This is a genomic window from Streptomyces sp. NBC_00247, assembly GCF_036188265.1.
GTDB lineage: Bacteria > Actinomycetota > Actinomycetes > Streptomycetales > Streptomycetaceae > Streptomyces.
Map to the genome: position 1 here is coordinate 2,288,097 of NZ_CP108093.1, position 15,721 is coordinate 2,303,817.

The window sequence follows — 15,721 nt, forward strand, 5'->3', positions numbered from 1 at the left end:
CCCGGGAGGGTCGCCATGGACCTCGTCATCCGCGACGCGCGCGTCATCGACGGCAGCGGCGGTCCGTCCGTCCGGGCGGACGTCGCCGTCGGCGGCGGGCGGATCTCCGCGATCCACCCGGAGGGTTCGCCGGGCCCCCGCCCGACCGCCCGCCGCACCCTGGAGGCGGACGGCCTCGCCCTGGCCCCCGGTTTCATCGACATGCACGCCCACAGCGACCTCGCCCTGCTCCGCGACCCCGATCACAGCGCCAAGGCCGCCCAGGGCGTGACGCTCGAAGTCCTGGGCCAGGACGGCCTGTCGTACGCCCCCGTGGACGACCGCACGCTCGCCGAGGTGCGCCGGACCATCGCGGGGTGGAACGGCGACGGCGAGGACCTCGACCTCGACTGGCGCACGGTCGGCGAGTATCTCGACCGGCTGGACCGGAACTTCGGCGGCGAGGGCATCGCCGTCAACGCCGCCTATCTGGTCCCGCAGGGCACCGTCCGGATGTACGCGGTGGGCTGGGAGGACCGCCCCGCGACCGGTGCCGAGCTGGACCGGATGCGTGAACTCGTCGCCCAGGGAATGCGGGAGGGCGCGTTCGGCATGTCGTCCGGCCTGACCTACACCCCCGGGATGTACGCGGACGACGCCGAACTCACCGAACTCTGCCGGGTGGTGGCCGAGCACGGCGGCTACTACTGCCCGCACCACCGCTCGTACGGAGCCGGTGCGCTGGAGGCGTACGAGGAGATGGTGCGGCTCACCCGGAAGGCGGGGTGCGCCCTCCATCTCGCCCACGCCACGATGAACTTCGGGGTGAACGAGGGCCGCGCGCCGGAGCTGCTCGACCTGCTCGACCGGGCGCTGGACGAGGGCGCGGACATCTCCCTGGACACCTATCCGTACACCCCCGGGTGCACCACGCTGGTGGCGGTGCTGCCGGGCTGGGCGAGCGAGGGCGGCCCGGAAGCGACCCTGGCGCGGCTCGCGGACCCGGCCGCCGCCGCGCGGATGCGCCACGACCTGGAGGTCACCGGTTCGGACGGCTGCCACGGGGTGCCGATCGACTGGGACACCATCGAGATCTCCGGCGTCACCGTCCCCGGGCTCTCCGGGTACGTGGGGCGCACGGTCGCCGCCTCCGCCCGGGAGCGCGGCGAGGAGCCGTGGAGCACCGCGCGGCGGCTGCTCGGCCAGGACCGCCTCGGCTCGACGATCCTCCAGCACGTGGGGCACGAGGAGAACGTCCGGCGGATCATGCGGCACCGGGTGCACACCGGCGGCAGCGACGGCATCCTGCGGGGCGACAAGCCGCACCCGCGCGCGTACGGCACCTTCCCGCACTATCTCGGCCGGTACGCACGCGAGTTGGGTGTGCTCTCCCTGGAGGAGTGCGTGGCCCATCTGACCTCCCGCCCGGCGGCCCGGCTGCGGCTGACGGACCGGGGGATGGTACGCCCCGGATACCGCGCCGACCTCGTGCTCTTCGATCCTTCGACGGTGGCGGCGGGTTCGACCTTCGAGGCGCCCCGGACCCTGCCGGTGGGCATCCCGCACGTGCTGATCGACGGCCGGTTCGTCATCGAGGACGGGCGCAGGACCCAGGTGCTCGCGGGACGTTCGGTGCGCTCGACCGCGCGTTGAGCCGGCGCACGCGGGTCCCGGACCGTGGCCCGGGGCCCGCCGAACAACCCCTACCGCGTCACGGCTTGGGCAGGGCGCAGCCGGTGCGGGTGAGGTCGATCACGCTGCCGGGGCCGACGCAGGGCACGATGCCGTAGGTCTCCTGGGCGTAGTTGATGCCCTGGCGCACGGTGACCGTGCCGTTGGCGTCGACCTCGCACGGGTTGTTCTCCGTGCACCGCTCGCCGTCCTCGTTGCCGGTGTTGTTGACCGCGACCACCTTGCCGGTGGCGTTGTCGATCACCGGGGAGCCCGAGGTGCCGCCGATGGTCTGGCAGGCGGAGGTGTAGCGGACCGAGTCCTTCCAGGTCCACGCGCCTTCCTTGAGGCGGTAGACGAAGCCGTCCACGGCACAGGAGTAGGTCCGCTTCCAGTAGCCGGACGCGACGGTGATCGCGGTGCCCTGGACGGGGTGCGTGGCGGAGAGCTCCAGCGCCTTGATGCCGTAGCTGCTCTCTATCTGGGCGTAGGTGCGGGTGAGTTGGTAGAGGGAGATGTCGGTGTCGGTCATCGTGCCGTAGGCGATCTTGCTGGCGCGCAGAGTGCCGACGCCGGTGCCCGCCGCGTTGAGCAGCGTGAAGGAACGGGTGGACGCGCGGTTCACGATGACCTGCCCGGCGGCCGGGAAGCCCGTCTCCAGGCAGTGCCCGTTGGAGAGGACCAGCGCGGGATCGGTGGACAGGGCGGTGGGGGTACGGACGACGGAGCCGGAACAGTTGCTCAGCGCCACGGTGCCGGCGAATCCGACCGCCTGCACGGCGGCGACGCCGGGGGCCGCGGAGGCCGCGACGTCCGGGGCCCCGGACGCGACCGCACCCGGGGCCGACTTACCGACGGACACGGACGCCGGGGAGGCGCCCGCGCCGGAGTCGGTGGCGGCGACCGCGGGCACCGCGCCGGCACCGAGGAGCAGGGCGCTCAGGAGCGCGGCGACGAGAGGCTTCTTCATGGGGGGTCCCCTCCGTTGACCTGGCGTGCGGACACGCCGGGGTCGGCGGGCCCGCACACGCGCGACCGGAGATCTTCCGGTCTTGGCATGAGCATGTTCACGTACGGGCCCTGCCCCCACAAGGGGTGAAAACAAGCCGCGCCCGGCGGCCCCCGCACGCAGGAAGGCGACCCGGTCGACGCGGCCCGGTGCGCGGAGGGAGGCGCCGATCGGCACCGCCCGGCGCGAAAGGAGGCGACGTCTCCGTCGCCCCGCTGCTCTTCCGTCGGCGCAGCCTCTCCCCGGTGGACGAAGCCGGTTTCGCGAGCGGCCACACCAACGCCTTCTACCTGGCGGCGCCGGCGTACGCCGTCCCGGAGCGCTTCCAGGAGTGGGGAGCCCGCGCCTCGGACCTCGGCCACACCCGGATCGTGGCGGGCACGCACTCACCGCCCGACGTGATCGGCGGCCGGACCCTGGCCACCGCGCCGGCCGCCACCCTCGCGGGCCCGGCGAACGCGGAGCCGAAGGCGACCGGTTCAGCTCCCGGCCGCCGCCGCTTCCCTCGCGTACGTCACGGCCTGGAGCAGGGAGAGGCCCGGCTCGGCGCGGCGCAGCGTCCTGATCGCTTCGGTGGAGTCGGCGGGTCCCGCGTAGCCGGCCGCGGTGAGCCGTTCCCGCACCCAGCGGACGCGCAGCTCTTCCTCGGGGCGGTCCGTGTACCGCCCGACGAGGGCGAGCGCGCGCTCCAGGCCGGCCCGGTCGGCGTCCGGCGCGGCTGCCAGTTCCTCGCGCAGCGCGGCGAGGATCCCGGGCGCGTCGTGCAGGACGAGGACGGCGAGGTGGTTCTTCGTGAGGAGGCCCATGAGGGCACTCTTCCCGGGCGCCGCGCACCCGGTGCGCGAATTGAGCGACATCTGAGGCGGTCCGCCCCGGGGCCCGCAACCAGGCCTCCGTACACACGTACGAGCCCGCGCGCGCCCGGTCGCGTACGTGTGTACGAACAGGGGGACGGGTGGCGCATCTCACCGCGTTCGCGGCGCGCACCCGCATTCCAAGCCGCACCACCGGCGCGACCGGACGTTCCCACGGCTCACCCGCCCGGCCGCATGGCGATGGAAGCCTCGGTGGCCGTCCGGCGCGTCCCCGAGGGCGCCGGCGGGCAGGAAGCCCCGAGCACGCCGCGAAACACCGCCGTAAGCTCGCGGACATGCAGGTCATCCAGTCCACGAAGCTCGCCAACGTCTGCTACGAGATCAGGGGCCCCGTGCTGGAGGAGGCGATGCGGCTGGAAGCGGCCGGTCAGCGCATCCTCAAGCTGAACACGGGCAACCCGGCGGCGTTCGGTTTCGAATGCCCGCCCGAGATCCTCGAGGACATCCTGCGCAATGTCGCGGGGGCGCACGGATACGGCGACGCGAAGGGCCTGCTGTCCGCGCGCCGCGGTGTGATGCAGCACTACCAGACCAAGGGCATCGCGCTGGACGTCGAGGACATCTACCTCGGCAACGGCGTCTCCGAGCTCATCCAGATGTCGATGCAGGCGCTGCTCGACGACGGCGACGAGGTCCTCGTACCGGCGCCCGACTACCCGCTCTGGACCGCCTCGGTCTCGCTGGCGGGCGGTACGGCGGTGCACTACCGCTGCGACGAGCAGGCCGACTGGATGCCGGACCTCGCCGACATCGAGCGGAAGATCACGGACCGCACCAAGGCCATCGTGATCATCAACCCGAACAACCCGACCGGCGCCGTCTACGACGACGAGATGCTGCGCGGTCTGACGGAGATCGCCCGTCGCCACGGCCTGGTCGTCTGCTCGGACGAGATCTACGACCGCATCCTCTACGACGGTGCCACCCACACCCCGACCGCGGCGATCGCCCCGGACCTGCTGGTCCTCACCTTCAACGGGCTGTCCAAGAACTACCGGGTGGCCGGTTACCGCTCCGGCTGGCTGGCGGTCTGCGGGCCGAAGGAGCACGCCTCCTCGTACATCGAGGGGCTGACCATCCTCGCCAACATGCGGCTCTGCGCCAACATGCCGGCCCAGCACGCGGTGGCGGCGGCGCTCGGCGGCCGGCAGTCGATAGACGATCTGGTGCTGCCGGGCGGCCGGATTCTGGAGCAGCGGGACGTGGCGTACGACCTGCTGACGCAGATCCCCGGCGTGACCTGCGTGAAGCCCAAGGGCGCCCTGTACCTCTTCCCCCGGCTCGATCCGAAGGTCTACAAGATCAAGGACGACCGGCAGATGGTGCTGGACCTGCTGCGGGCCGAGAAGATCATGGTGGTGCACGGCACCGGGTTCAACTGGCCGGAACCCGACCACTTCCGGGTGGTCACACTGCCCTCGGCGGAGGACCTCCGGGACGCGGTGACACGGATCGCGCACTTCCTGGACGGCTACAGCCAGCCCTGAGCGCCGTCACCGTCCGTGCGGGCCGGCGACCGGGCGGCCCGGTCAGGCGGCCGGGTCTGAAGGTCGCGTCGGGCGGCCGGGTCTGAAGGTCGCGTCGGGCGGCCGGGTCAGGCGGTCGCGTCGGGCGGCCGTCTCAGGCGGTCGGGACCAGGCGGTGCGCCGCCGTCGACAGCGCCGCGGCGTGCGCGTCCATCCGTTCCGCCGCGAGGATCGCCGCCGTGGTGTCGGCGCGCGAAGCCGCCACCACGAGCGCCCGGCCCGCGAGGGAGTGGGCACGGCGGTGCAGGGCCGCGGGCGGGGCTCCGGTCAGCCCGGCGTGCCGGGCGGGGGGCGTGCCGCGCAGTCGGGACACCTGCTCGGCGATACGGTCCCCGGCCGTGTCGAGGCCCAGTTCGTCGGTGACGGCGAGCAGCGCGGCGAGGTGGCCGGCGAGCTGGATGTCCAGCTCCTCCCCGCGACTGCGGTGCGGGAATCCGGCGGTGTCGGCCGGCGTGTGGACCGACGGCGTGCGAATCGGCTCGTACATGGGTGGCCTCCAGGTTCTGCTGGACAACCATCCTAGCTTGGAATCAGTCTAAAGTTGTGCCCGGTCCGTCGAGGGCGTGGCGGGGGACGCCCGCGCCGCGCGTCCCCCGCCCTACGGCGGCCCGGTACGGGCCGCCGCCGCCGGATCAGGCCACCGGCTTACGCACCCGGACGGTCGCCGTCGCCCCGCTCGCGAGATGCAGGTCGTCACCCGCGTAGCCGATCTCGTACACCACCTCGCCGTTGGCGCCGGGGACGTCGTCGACGGTGAAGGATCCGTCCGCCGCGACGGCGGCCGACGTCAGCGCGTAGCTGCCCTTCTTGTCGGTACGCGCCACCGAGAGCGTGATCCCGGCGGGCAGCGCGCGGCCCTGGCCGGTGAGGGTGCCGGTGATCCGCAGCCCCACCCCCTTGGTGCCTTCCGCCGGGGCGGTCAACGCGATCGAGGTCGGGGCCTTCGCCACCACGGTCTCCAGGGAGACGTCCTCGGTCGGGCGGTGGGTCAGGTCGCCGGTGAACGAGACGGTGTACGTGGCCGGGCCGACCACCGACGGCACGTCCAGCACGGTGAACGTCCCGTCGGCGTCGACCTCGGCGGCGGCGAGCGTACGGTCGCCGTTGGCGTCGGTGCGTACGGCCGTCACCTTGACCGGCTGTGCGAGTGCGGGCCCGTCGATCTCCAGCCGGCCCCGGATGCCGAGGGGCTCGCCGACCACGGGCTGCGCGACGTTCGTGGCGAGCGTGCCGGTGAAACGGGTGTCGTACTGAGCGGCGGGCGGCCGGATGACGTGCAGCCAGTACTCGTACCCACTGCCGCCGTTGGTGACGGCGAAGAGGCGGGAGCCGTCCTCGGACCAGGCGAGTCCGCGCGGCTGGACCTTGTTCCCGTCGAGCGCGCCCTCGAAGGCGAACTCCAGCGGGGGCGTGGCATCGGTCGGGTCGGCGGCCTGGATCAGCAGGTCGGCGGTGCCGCCGGTGGCGGCGGCGCCCCGGGCGATGTACTTCCCGTCGCCGCTGAAGGCGACCGCGCTGGCCACGGCCCCCTCGGGGAGCGGCTGGTAGGCGGTGTCGGCGTCCGAGAGGTCGTCCGCGTTCAGCAGCCGGGTTCCGGTACGGGCGTCGGCGACGGCGATCAGGCTGCCGTCCGGGGACTGGGCCACGTCGCGCATGTCCAGCCCGCCCTGGCCGGCAGCGTCGGCGAACCGGCGTTCGGCGGTGCGGACCAGGGTGGTCCCGCTCGCGTCGAACACGCCGAGGAAGGGATTGGTCACGGCGGTCGTCCGGGGCTGGGCCAGGATCAGCCGGTCCGGGTTCCGCTGGTCGTCGAAGAGCCGCAGCCGCCCGGTGTCGTTCCAGCCGGTCGCGACGGTCCTTCCGTCGGCCGTCCCGTAGAGGGTGTACGTCCGGTTGTCGCAGTCACTGGTGTTGTTGGTCTCGGTGAACCAGACACGGCCGCCGGCGAATCCCGCGTCACGGGGGCAGTAGACGTCGTAGTTCCCGTAGTAGCGCGCGGTCCTGGTGTAGGTGGCGGTGTCGAAGGAGATGACGCCGGAGGTCTGGGCGACCTCGAGGACGGTCCCGTCCGGGCTGAGCGCCAGCGAGGACGGCACGTCGTCCGTCGCCAGGGTGGCGACCCTCTCACCGTCGAAGTCGTAGACCTGGACCGAGCCCGCCCCCGAGGTCCTGCGGTCGTCACTGACGTAGACCCGTTGGTGCGCCGAGTCGACGGCCAGCGCCCCGAACGACGAGATCGGCAGCTTGGCCACCTGCTCACCGGCCGTCCCGGTGCCCGCCTCGGCGGCCCGGGCGAGGGGCGCGCCGAGCGCGGTCAGGCCGACCGCGCCGAGCGAGAGAGCGGTGACCGCTGCGGCGACCCGCAAGCGGAGCCATGAGTTCCTCAACTGGTTTCCCCCACACGTTCGTTGACACCTCCGAGCGGCTCCCGGAGGCGTGCGGAGCAACAGTAGCCTCCGTGAACACGCGATGTTCAAGGGATTGTTGTGAACCGGCGTGTCACCTCGCATGGCGGACAGCCCCGAACCAACACCTCGGAACAGCGCGCGGCCCCCGGAACCACGCGGGTTCCAGGGGCCGTTCACGGCGTCACACCTTCACGCCTTCACATCTTCACGTCTGCACCTCTGCACGTCTGCTCGTCCGCACGGCGTGCCGGGTCTCACCCCAGGCGCTGGACCAACGCCCGGTACTCGTCCCACAGTTCCTTCGGCGTGTGGTCGCCGAAGGTGTTGAGGTGCTCGGGAACCAGTGCCGCCTCCTCGCGCCAGACCTCCTTGTCGACGGTGAGGAGGAAGTCCAACTCCTCTTCGGAGAGCCCGAGTCCGTCGGTGTCGAGCGAGCCCTTGGCCGGCAGGATGCCGATCGGCGACTCGACGCCCTCCGCCTTGCCCTCCAGTCGCTCCACGATCCACTTGAGCACCCGGCTGTTCTCGCCGAACCCGGGCCAGACGAACCGGCCCGCGTCGTCCTTGCGGAACCAGTTCACGTAGTAGATCTTGGGCAGCTTGGACTGGTCGGGCTTGTCCGCGCCCACCTTGATCCAGTGGTTCATGTAGTCGCCCATGTTGTAACCGCAGAACGGCAGCATGGCGAACGGGTCGCGGCGCAGCTCCCCGACCTTGCCCTCGGCGGCGGCGGTCTTCTCGGAGGCGACGTTGGCACCGAGGAAGACGCCGTGCTGCCAGGTGAAGGACTCCGTGACCAGCGGTACGGCGGTGGCGCGGCGGCCCCCGAAGAGGATCGCCGAGATCGGTACGCCCTTCGGGTCCTCCCACTCGGGAGCGATGATCGGGCACTGGCCGGCCGGCACGGTGAAGCGGGCGTTGGGGTGGGCGGCGGGGACGCCGGACGCGGGGGTCCAGTCGTTGCCCTTCCAGTCGGTGAGGTGCGCGGGCGGCTCCTCGGTCATGCCCTCCCACCAGACGTCGCCGTCGTCGGTGAGCGCGACGTTGGTGAAGACGGAGTTTCCCCACATCGTCTTCATCGCGTTGGCGTTGGTGTGCTCGCCGGTGCCGGGCGCGACGCCGAAGAACCCGGCCTCGGGGTTGATCGCGTAGAGCCGGCCGTCCTCGCCGAAGCGCATCCAGGCGATGTCGTCGCCGATGGTCTCGACGCTCCAGCCGGAGATGGTCGGCTCCAGCATCGCGAGGTTGGTCTTGCCGCAGGCGCTCGGGAACGCGGCGGCGACGTACTTCGACTCCCCGCGCGGCGGGGTGAGTTTGAGGATCAGCATGTGCTCGGCGAGCCAGCCCTCGTCGCGTGCCATGACGGAGGCGATGCGCAGCGCGTAACACTTCTTGCCCAGCAGGGCGTTGCCGCCGTAGCCGGAGCCGTACGACCAGATCTCGCGGTCCTCGGGGAAGTGCGAGATGTACTTGGTCGCATTGCACGGCCAGGGCACGTCCTGCTCCCCCTCGGCGAGCGGGGCACCGAGGGTGTGGACCGCCTTGACGAAGAAGCCGTCGGTGCCGAGTTCGTCGAGGACCTCCTGCCCCATCCGCGTCATGGTGCGCATGGAGACCGCGACGTAGGCGGAGTCGGTGAGCTCCACACCGATCGCGGAGAGCGGGGACCCGACCGGGCCCATGCAGAAGGGCACGACGTAGAGGGTGCGACCGCGCATCGATCCCCGGAAGACGCCCTGTGCGCCGGAGAAGATCTCCCGCATCTCGGCGGGGTCCTTCCAGTGGTTGGTCGGGCCCGCGTCCGCCTCCTTCGCGGAGCAGATGAAGGTGCGGTCCTCGACGCGGGCGACGTCGCTCGGATCGGACGCGGCGTAGTAGGAGTTGGGCCGCAGAGTCGCGTCCAGCTTCGTGAAGGTGCCCTTGGCCACGAGCTCCCCGCACAGGCGCTCGTACTCGGCTTCTGAGCCGTCGCACCAGACCACACGGTCCGGCTGGGTGAGAGCCGCGATCTCGTCGACCCAGGAGACGAGCTCCTGGTGCCGGGTGGGAAGAGGGGAGGGAGCCGCGATGTCGCGCGCCACGATCGCTCCTTGTCGAGGGTGGATTGCCGTTGGTGCCCCGTGGGGGCTTCGACCCGGACGCTTCGACTGCGTCATCCCTGGCGCTCATCCGGTGCCGACCGCACTCATTTGATCATCCGACGCTACCGCCCATCTGTCCAGAGGGCCTCACATGTGAGCATGGCCACTCGGAGCGTGAGCATGAACGCTCCGGAAAAGGGGCGTCGCGGTGTGGCTACGGGTGTTCGGTGGGCGAGCCGTGCGTGCCCGGAGGGTGAGCCGTGCGTGCCCCGTGGGTGAGCCTCACCACTCGGAGGCGGTACTTACGGGGGCGTAGGTAGCATGCGGACATGACTGCTGCCGGTGCGTCCGCACCCGAAACCGCCGTCCTGGACGCCGAGCCGCTCAAGCCACGGATGCGCGGCTGGCTGCACGCCGGCATGTTCCCCGCGGTGGTGGTCGCCGGACTGGCACTCATCACGCTCACGGACAGCGCCAAGGGGCGGATCGCCTGCGCGGTGTACGTCCTCAGCGCCTGCCTGCTCTTCGGCGTGAGCGCGGTCTACCACCGCGGCACCTGGGGCCCGCGCGGCGAGGCGGTGCTCCGGCGGCTGGACCACGCGAACATCTTCCTGATCATCGCGGGCACGTACACACCGCTCACCCTGCTCCTGCTGCCGGATTCCACCGGGCGGCCCCTGCTGTGGGCGGTCTGGGCGGCGGCGCTGGCGGGGATAGCGTTCCGGGTGTTCTGGGTCGGCGCCCCGCGCTGGCTGTACACGCCCTGCTACATCGCGATGGGCTGGGCGGCGGTCTTCTTCCTGCCGGACTTCATGCGGGCGGGCGGCGTCGCCGTGCTGGTCCTGGTCGTCGTCGGCGGACTGCTCTACAGCGCGGGCGGCGTGATCTACGGCCTCAAGCGCCCCAATCCCTCGCCGCGCTACTTCGGCTTCCACGAGGTCTTCCACTCGTTGACCCTCGCCGCGTTCGCCGCGCACTACGTGGCCATCTCGCTCGTCGCCTACCAGCACGACTGACCGGCTCGGCGCGGTCGTGACGACGCCCCCTGCGGCAGCTGCCGCAGGGGGCGTCGTCACGACCGCGCCGGGGTTCTCAGCCGCCCAGCCTCCGGCTCAGCTCCTCCACGTCGGTGGTCGGGGTCTCGCAGACGAAGTGGCGGCAGACGTACGCGGTCGGCTCGCCGCCCACCAGCGACCGGTCCACCAGCAGCGGGAACTCCCCGCCGCCCGGCTCCCCCACCGCGACGACCGCGCCCGGCGCCCGGCCCAGCAGCGCCGTCCGGTGCAGCTCACCGCCGACCGGCCCGGCCACCGCCACCTCGCGGGGCCCGTCGAGCAGCGCCTCGGCGGCGGCCAGCCCCCAGCCCACGAACCGGGGCGCGCGCGGACCGAGGGCCTTCACCACCCCGAGCGCGCCCTCGGCCGCCGTGCGGTGCGGCTCGGAGCCGGTGTGCGCCGCGTACGACAGGAGCGCCGCGGCCGCCGCCGTCCAGCCGGACGGGGTGGCGTTGTCGGTGGGGTCCTGCGGGCGGCGGATCAGCTTCTCGGCGTCGTCCGCGGTGTCGTAGAGCTGCCCGCCCTCCCCCGCGAACCGGGTCAGCACCACGTCGAGCAGCAGCCCCGCGAATTCCAGCCAGACGCCCTCGCCGGTCACCGACGCCAGTGCGAGGAACCCCTCGGCGACGTCCGCGTAGTCCTCCAGCACCCCGCTGTTCCCGCCGGCCCGCCCCTCCATGGAGGTGCGGCAGAGCCTGCCGTTCTCGCCCAGGTGGACGCGCACCAGCAGGTCGGCGGCCTCCGTGGCCCGCTCCACCAGGTCGGGCCGGTCGAAGTAGGCGCCCGTCTCGGCCAGCGCCGCGACGGCCAGGCCGTTCCAGGCGGCGACCACCTTGTCGTCCCGCCCCGGACGGGGTCGCAGCTCACGGGCGGCCAGCAGCCGGGCCCGCACGGAGGCGACGCGCTCGGCGTCGGGGTCGGGGGTGTCCTCATCCGCCTGCGCCCCCGCCGTACCCGCGTCGAGCCTGAGCACCGAGGAGCCCTCTTCGAAGGTGCCCTTCTCGGTCACCCCGAAGCGGGCGGCGGCGAACGCCCCGTCCTCCTCGCCCAGCACCTCGGCCAGCTGGGCGGGCGTCCACACGTAGAACGCGCCCTCCACGTGCCGGCCCTGGGCGTCCTCGCTGTCGGCGTCCAGCGCGGAGGCGAAGCCGCCCTCGGTGGTCCGCAGCTCGCGGACCAGGAAGTCGGCGGTCTCCAGCGCCACCCGGCGGGCCAGGTCCGACCCGGTCGACCGCCACAGGTGCGCGTACACCCGGCAGAGCAGCGCGTTGTCGTAGAGCATCTTCTCGAAGTGCGGCACCGTCCACTCCCGGTCCACCGCGTACCGGGCGAACCCGCCGCCGAGCTGGTCGTAGATGCCGCCCATGGCCATCGCCGCGCAGCTGTCCGCGGCCATCTGCAGGGCCCCCTCGGAGCCGGTACGGGCGTGGTGGCGGAGCAGGAACTCGATCGCCATCGACGGCGGGAACTTCGGCGCGCCGCCGAACCCGCCGTGCGTGTCGTCGTAGTCCCGGGTCAGCCCCAGCAGCGCCCGCCCCAGGTCCGACTCGTCCGGCACGCCCTGCCCGCCGTGCGCCAGCGACCGTTTGGCCAGGTCGGCCACGATGTGCCCGGCGACCTCGGCGACCTCCCCGCGCCGGTCGGTCCACGCGGCGGTCACGCCCTCCAGCACCTGCCGGAAGGACGCCATGCCGTGCCGGGGTTCGGGCGGGAAGTACGTACCGAAGTAGAAGGGTTCGGCGTCCGCCGTCAGGAACACGGTCATCGGCCAGCCGCCCTGCCCGGTCGCCGCCTGCACCGCCTCCATGTACACGGCGTCGACGTCCGGCCGCTCCTCCCGGTCCACCTTCACCGCGACGAAGTGCGCGTTGAGGTAGGCGGCGAGCGCCTCGTCCTCGAAGGACTCGTGCGCCATGACGTGGCACCAGTGGCAACTGGCGTACCCGACGCTCAGCAGCACGGGCACGTCACGGCGCTTGGCTTCCTCGAACGCCTCGGGCGACCACGGCCACCAGTCGACCGGGTTGTCCGCGTGCTGGAGGAGGTACGGGGAGGTGGTGTGCGCGAGTCGGTTGACCATGCCCCAATCCTTGCGCACCGGGGATGGCGACTGGGGGACGGGCTCACCGGGAGCGGCGGGAGAGGCCGTGTGCACGGGCGATCCCACGGAGCCGCAGTGCTCCCACACCGGCAGCATGCGGACAGTACGCTGAGCCGAGCAGCGCCGGACCTGCCGAGGCCTCTCGAAGGAGGTACACCATGACCGCCGAGATGGTGGCGCCCGCGTGGATGCATACGCAGATCAGCGCGGAACAGTACGACTCCTGGTCCGAGGAGCAGTGCGCCGGCATCGAGATCGTGGACGGGATGGTCGTCGTGAGCCCGAGCGCCTCCAAGCGCCACAACCGGCTGGCCCGGATCCTGGCCAATGCCCTGGACGCCGCCGCGGGCACGGACTGGAACGCCGACACGGACTTCGACGTCCGCCTGCAGGACGTTCCCCTCACCAACCGCCGCCCTGACGTCACCGTCTACCGGGCAGAGACCATCGACCTCACACCCACCCGCCCCGAGCACGTACTCCTGGTCGTCGAGGTGGTGTCGCCCGGATCGGAGACGACCGACCGGGTCGTGAAGGTCGCCCAGTACGCCAAGGCCGGCATCCCCTTCTACTGGCGGGTCGAGCAGGCCGCCACCGGCGTCCCGATCGTCTACACCTACGTCCTCGACCCCGCCACCAGGGCCTACCGGGACGGCGAGATGTTCACCGGCAGGGTGAAGGCCACCGCGCCTTTCTCCGTCGCTGTCGATCTGGGAGCCGTCTGAGAACCGCTGGAAGATTCCTCATGACTGAGCACAGGGGAAGCGCAAGTTCCGGCAGCGCCTGAAGGCTCTTTCCGCTGCGGTCGGCTCCCCTGACGACGGCTGACACCATGGCTTGGTCCGTCGGCGGGTGATCAGGCAGCAGGCGAGCTTGAGGGAGGCGTCGTGGATGTCGGCTCTGCGTTCCCAGCGGGGTGCGGAGGCGTCTGAAACCGTGGAGCCGGGCGAAGGCGCGCTCCTCTCCCCATGGCCACCGGTCCACCGGATGGGAGGCGTACCGGAGTAGGCAGGGCTACGGCGCATCACCCAGTCTGTTCATACCGGCGTCGTCGCAGGGTCCAACCCGTGGCGGGCGGCAATCCGCGCTGCGGACGCGGCACCGGTGGCGCCCTGGTTCTCGGAGTGCGCCAGGGTCGGGAAGTCAGTGCGGTGATGCGTCGCGATGGTGCGGACGCAATCCGCGAGGGCGAGCCGTGGGGCGTTCCGCCGGCGATCCGGGCACCGCTGCTCGGGGCGTCGTAGCCGGTGGCGGGGGCACGGCTCCAAGCCCCGCGCCGACCGTGCACGGCGCGGGGCGGGTCGGGGCACCGGCCGAAGGCCCGACGGCCGGACGGCGTCCCGGGGTGCTACTCGGCGCGGGCTCCGGCGGAGGCACCGGTCCCGGCGGTCGCGGGCGCCTCGGTGTCCTCCGGGGCTTCCTCGAAGTTCACCCGGCCCATGTGGCGGTTCATCGACTTCATCAGCAGCCACACGCCGACGGCGAGCGCGGCGAAGACGATGAAGCCGAGGACGCCGGGGGTCACCTTGTTCTTGTCGAGCTCGTCGGCGGCCAGCGGGACGAGATGCGTCAGTGCCTGGGTGGAGTACATATCAGGCATTGTCGCGGATGCCCGCGAAGAGATCGCTCTCGGGGAGGGAGGTATCGACGCTGGACTTCACAAGCTCGTACTCCTCGGTCGGCCAGACCTCCTTCTGGACGTCCATCGGGACGCGGAACCAGCCGCCCTCGGGGTCGATCTGCGTGGCGTGCGCGATGAGCGCCCGGTCGCGCACCTCGAAGAAGTCCGCGCACGGAATGTGCGTGGTCAGGGTGCGCTCGGTGTGCTTCATCTCGTCCCAGCGCTTCAGCCAGTCGCCGTACGGGGACTCCAGACCGCGTGCGAGGAGCGCCTCGTGCAGGGCGACCGTGCGGGGCTTGTTGAAGCCCTGGTTGTAGTAGAGCTTCTGCGGCTCCCAGACGGGACCGAACTCGTCCTCGGGGAAGCGCTCCTTGTCGTTCGCACCGTCGAACGCGATCATCGTGATCTTGTGGGTCATGATGTGGTCGGGGTGCGGGTAGCCGCCGTTCTCGTCGTACGTGGTGACGACCTGCGGACGGAACGCGCGGATCTTGGCGACGAGGCGCCCGGCGGCGCTCTCCTCACCCTCCAGCGCGAAGCAGCCCTCGGGAAGCGGGGGCAGCGGGTCGCCCTCGGGGAGGCCGGAGTCGACGAAGCCGAGCCACTCCTGCTGGACGCCGAGAATCGCGCGGGCCTCGTCCATCTCCTTCCTGCGTACCTCGTGGATGTTCTCCTCGATGTACGCGTCTCCCTGGAGACGGGGGTTGAGGATGGAACCACGTTCCCCACCGGTGCAGGTGACGACCATGACGTCCACCCCCTCGGACACGTACTTGGCCATGGTGGCGGCGCCCTTGCTCGACTCGTCGTCGGGGTGGGCGTGGACGGCCATCAGGCGCAGCTGCTCGGTCAAGACTCGGTCCTCAGTTATTCGTCACGATGGGCAACTCCTATAGTGACCGAACGGGGAGGTGGAAAATTCCGCGATTCCCCGCACAGGAGGAACGATCATGACGGCGCTGCGCGAGGCCACGCCCGAGGGCCGGTACGGCCGGAGCCAGGACGAGAACGCGGACCGCAAGCTCCGGGTGATCGGTGCGGTACTGGGTGCGGCGCTGATCGGCGTGATCGTCTGGATCGGCGTGGACAAGGTCGCCGGTACGGAAATCAGCGCCGAGCTGATCAAATCCAAGATCGTCTCCGACGAGCGGGCCGAGGCACATCTCGAAGTGCACAAGGACAAGGACTCCGGCGGCTTCTGCACGGTGCGCGCCCTGGACGCGGCGGGCGGCGAGGTCGCCCGCAAGGATTTCCGGTTCGACCAGCCCGAGGGCCGCGTCGACGAGGTCGTCGCGCTGCGGACGACCTCCCGGGCCAGTGCGGTGGAGCTGCTGGGCTGCACGGGCGGCGGTTCCGCGGGCTGAGCACCGGGGTGCGCCCGCGGGGGACGGTCCC

General features: G+C 71.7%; 13 protein-coding genes and 1 pseudogene. 5 read left to right on the forward strand and 9 right to left on the reverse strand.

The window, feature by feature from the left end; genetic code table 11:
- Positions 1-15 precede the first annotated feature (15 nt).
- On the forward strand, positions 16-1,632 hold the full coding sequence (locus tag OHT52_RS09445) for an N-acyl-D-amino-acid deacylase family protein (RefSeq protein WP_328719683.1): 1,617 nt from the start codon (positions 16-18) through the stop codon (positions 1,630-1,632).
- Between the two features lie 58 nt (positions 1,633-1,690).
- Here the strand turns inward: OHT52_RS09445 and OHT52_RS09450 are convergent, their stop codons facing one another.
- Together OHT52_RS09450 and OHT52_RS09460 are read right to left on the reverse strand one after the other, a co-directional pair.
- Positions 1,691-2,620: a S1 family peptidase gene (locus OHT52_RS09450; protein WP_328719684.1), complete on the reverse strand. Its 930-nt coding sequence runs from the start codon at positions 2,618-2,620 to the stop codon at positions 1,691-1,693.
- A 518-nt stretch (positions 2,621-3,138) separates the two neighbouring features.
- Positions 3,139-3,465, reverse strand: coding sequence for a hypothetical protein (locus OHT52_RS09460; protein ID WP_328719685.1), 327 nt, complete (start codon positions 3,463-3,465; stop codon positions 3,139-3,141).
- A 344-nt stretch (positions 3,466-3,809) separates the two neighbouring features.
- Between OHT52_RS09460 and OHT52_RS09465 the strand changes: the two genes are divergently transcribed.
- Positions 3,810-5,021 carry a pyridoxal phosphate-dependent aminotransferase gene (locus tag OHT52_RS09465; RefSeq protein ID WP_328719686.1) on the forward strand — a complete coding sequence of 404 codons (1,212 nt, stop codon included), beginning with the start codon at positions 3,810-3,812 and terminating at the stop codon, positions 5,019-5,021.
- Positions 5,022-5,154: 133 nt separating this feature from the next.
- On the opposite strand, the gene OHT52_RS09470 is transcribed toward OHT52_RS09465, so the two are convergent.
- From OHT52_RS09470 to OHT52_RS09480, 3 genes are all read right to left on the reverse strand, one after another.
- Complete coding sequence (locus OHT52_RS09470; RefSeq protein ID WP_328719687.1) at positions 5,155-5,547, reverse strand: SCO4983 family protein; 393 nt, start codon at positions 5,545-5,547, stop codon at positions 5,155-5,157.
- A 145-nt stretch (positions 5,548-5,692) separates the two neighbouring features.
- Positions 5,693-7,426 carry an Ig-like domain repeat protein gene (locus tag OHT52_RS09475; RefSeq protein ID WP_328719688.1) on the reverse strand — a complete coding sequence of 578 codons (1,734 nt, stop codon included), beginning with the start codon at positions 7,424-7,426 and terminating at the stop codon, positions 5,693-5,695.
- Positions 7,427-7,722: 296 nt separating this feature from the next.
- Entirely contained in the window at positions 7,723-9,549 is a 1,827-nt protein-coding gene (locus tag OHT52_RS09480; RefSeq protein WP_328719689.1) for a phosphoenolpyruvate carboxykinase (GTP), read from the reverse strand.
- A gap of 329 nt (positions 9,550-9,878) precedes the next feature.
- Between OHT52_RS09480 and trhA the strand changes: the two genes are divergently transcribed.
- Positions 9,879-10,565, forward strand: a complete 687-nt coding sequence (gene trhA / locus OHT52_RS09485; RefSeq protein WP_328719690.1) for a PAQR family membrane homeostasis protein TrhA — start codon at positions 9,879-9,881, stop codon at positions 10,563-10,565.
- 76 nt (positions 10,566-10,641) lie between these two features.
- Here the strand turns inward: trhA and OHT52_RS09490 are convergent, their stop codons facing one another.
- A complete protein-coding gene (locus OHT52_RS09490; protein WP_328719691.1) occupies positions 10,642-12,684 on the reverse strand; it encodes a thioredoxin domain-containing protein in 2,043 nt (680 codons plus the stop codon).
- Positions 12,685-12,863: 179 nt separating this feature from the next.
- Between OHT52_RS09490 and OHT52_RS09495 the strand changes: the two genes are divergently transcribed.
- Entirely contained in the window at positions 12,864-13,430 is a 567-nt protein-coding gene (locus OHT52_RS09495; RefSeq protein WP_328719692.1) for a Uma2 family endonuclease, read from the forward strand.
- A gap of 111 nt (positions 13,431-13,541) precedes the next feature.
- Here OHT52_RS09495 and OHT52_RS09500 read toward each other — a convergent pair.
- From OHT52_RS09500 to mca, 3 genes and pseudogenes are all read right to left on the reverse strand, one after another.
- Positions 13,542-13,674: pseudogene (locus OHT52_RS09500) on the reverse strand (IS5/IS1182 family transposase); the annotation flags it as partial.
- Positions 13,675-14,053: 379 nt separating this feature from the next.
- Complete coding sequence (locus OHT52_RS09505; protein WP_328719693.1) at positions 14,054-14,296, reverse strand: hypothetical protein; 243 nt, start codon at positions 14,294-14,296, stop codon at positions 14,054-14,056.
- A 1-nt stretch (position 14,297) separates the two neighbouring features.
- Positions 14,298-15,179 carry a mycothiol conjugate amidase Mca gene (gene mca / locus OHT52_RS09510; RefSeq protein ID WP_328719694.1) on the reverse strand — a complete coding sequence of 294 codons (882 nt, stop codon included), beginning with the start codon at positions 15,177-15,179 and terminating at the stop codon, positions 14,298-14,300.
- Between the two features lie 97 nt (positions 15,180-15,276).
- Here mca and OHT52_RS09515 point away from each other — a divergent pair, with 97 nt between their 5' ends.
- Positions 15,277-15,690 carry a DUF4307 domain-containing protein gene (locus tag OHT52_RS09515; protein WP_328719695.1) on the forward strand — a complete coding sequence of 138 codons (414 nt, stop codon included), beginning with the start codon at positions 15,277-15,279 and terminating at the stop codon, positions 15,688-15,690.
- Positions 15,691-15,721 lie beyond the last annotated feature (31 nt).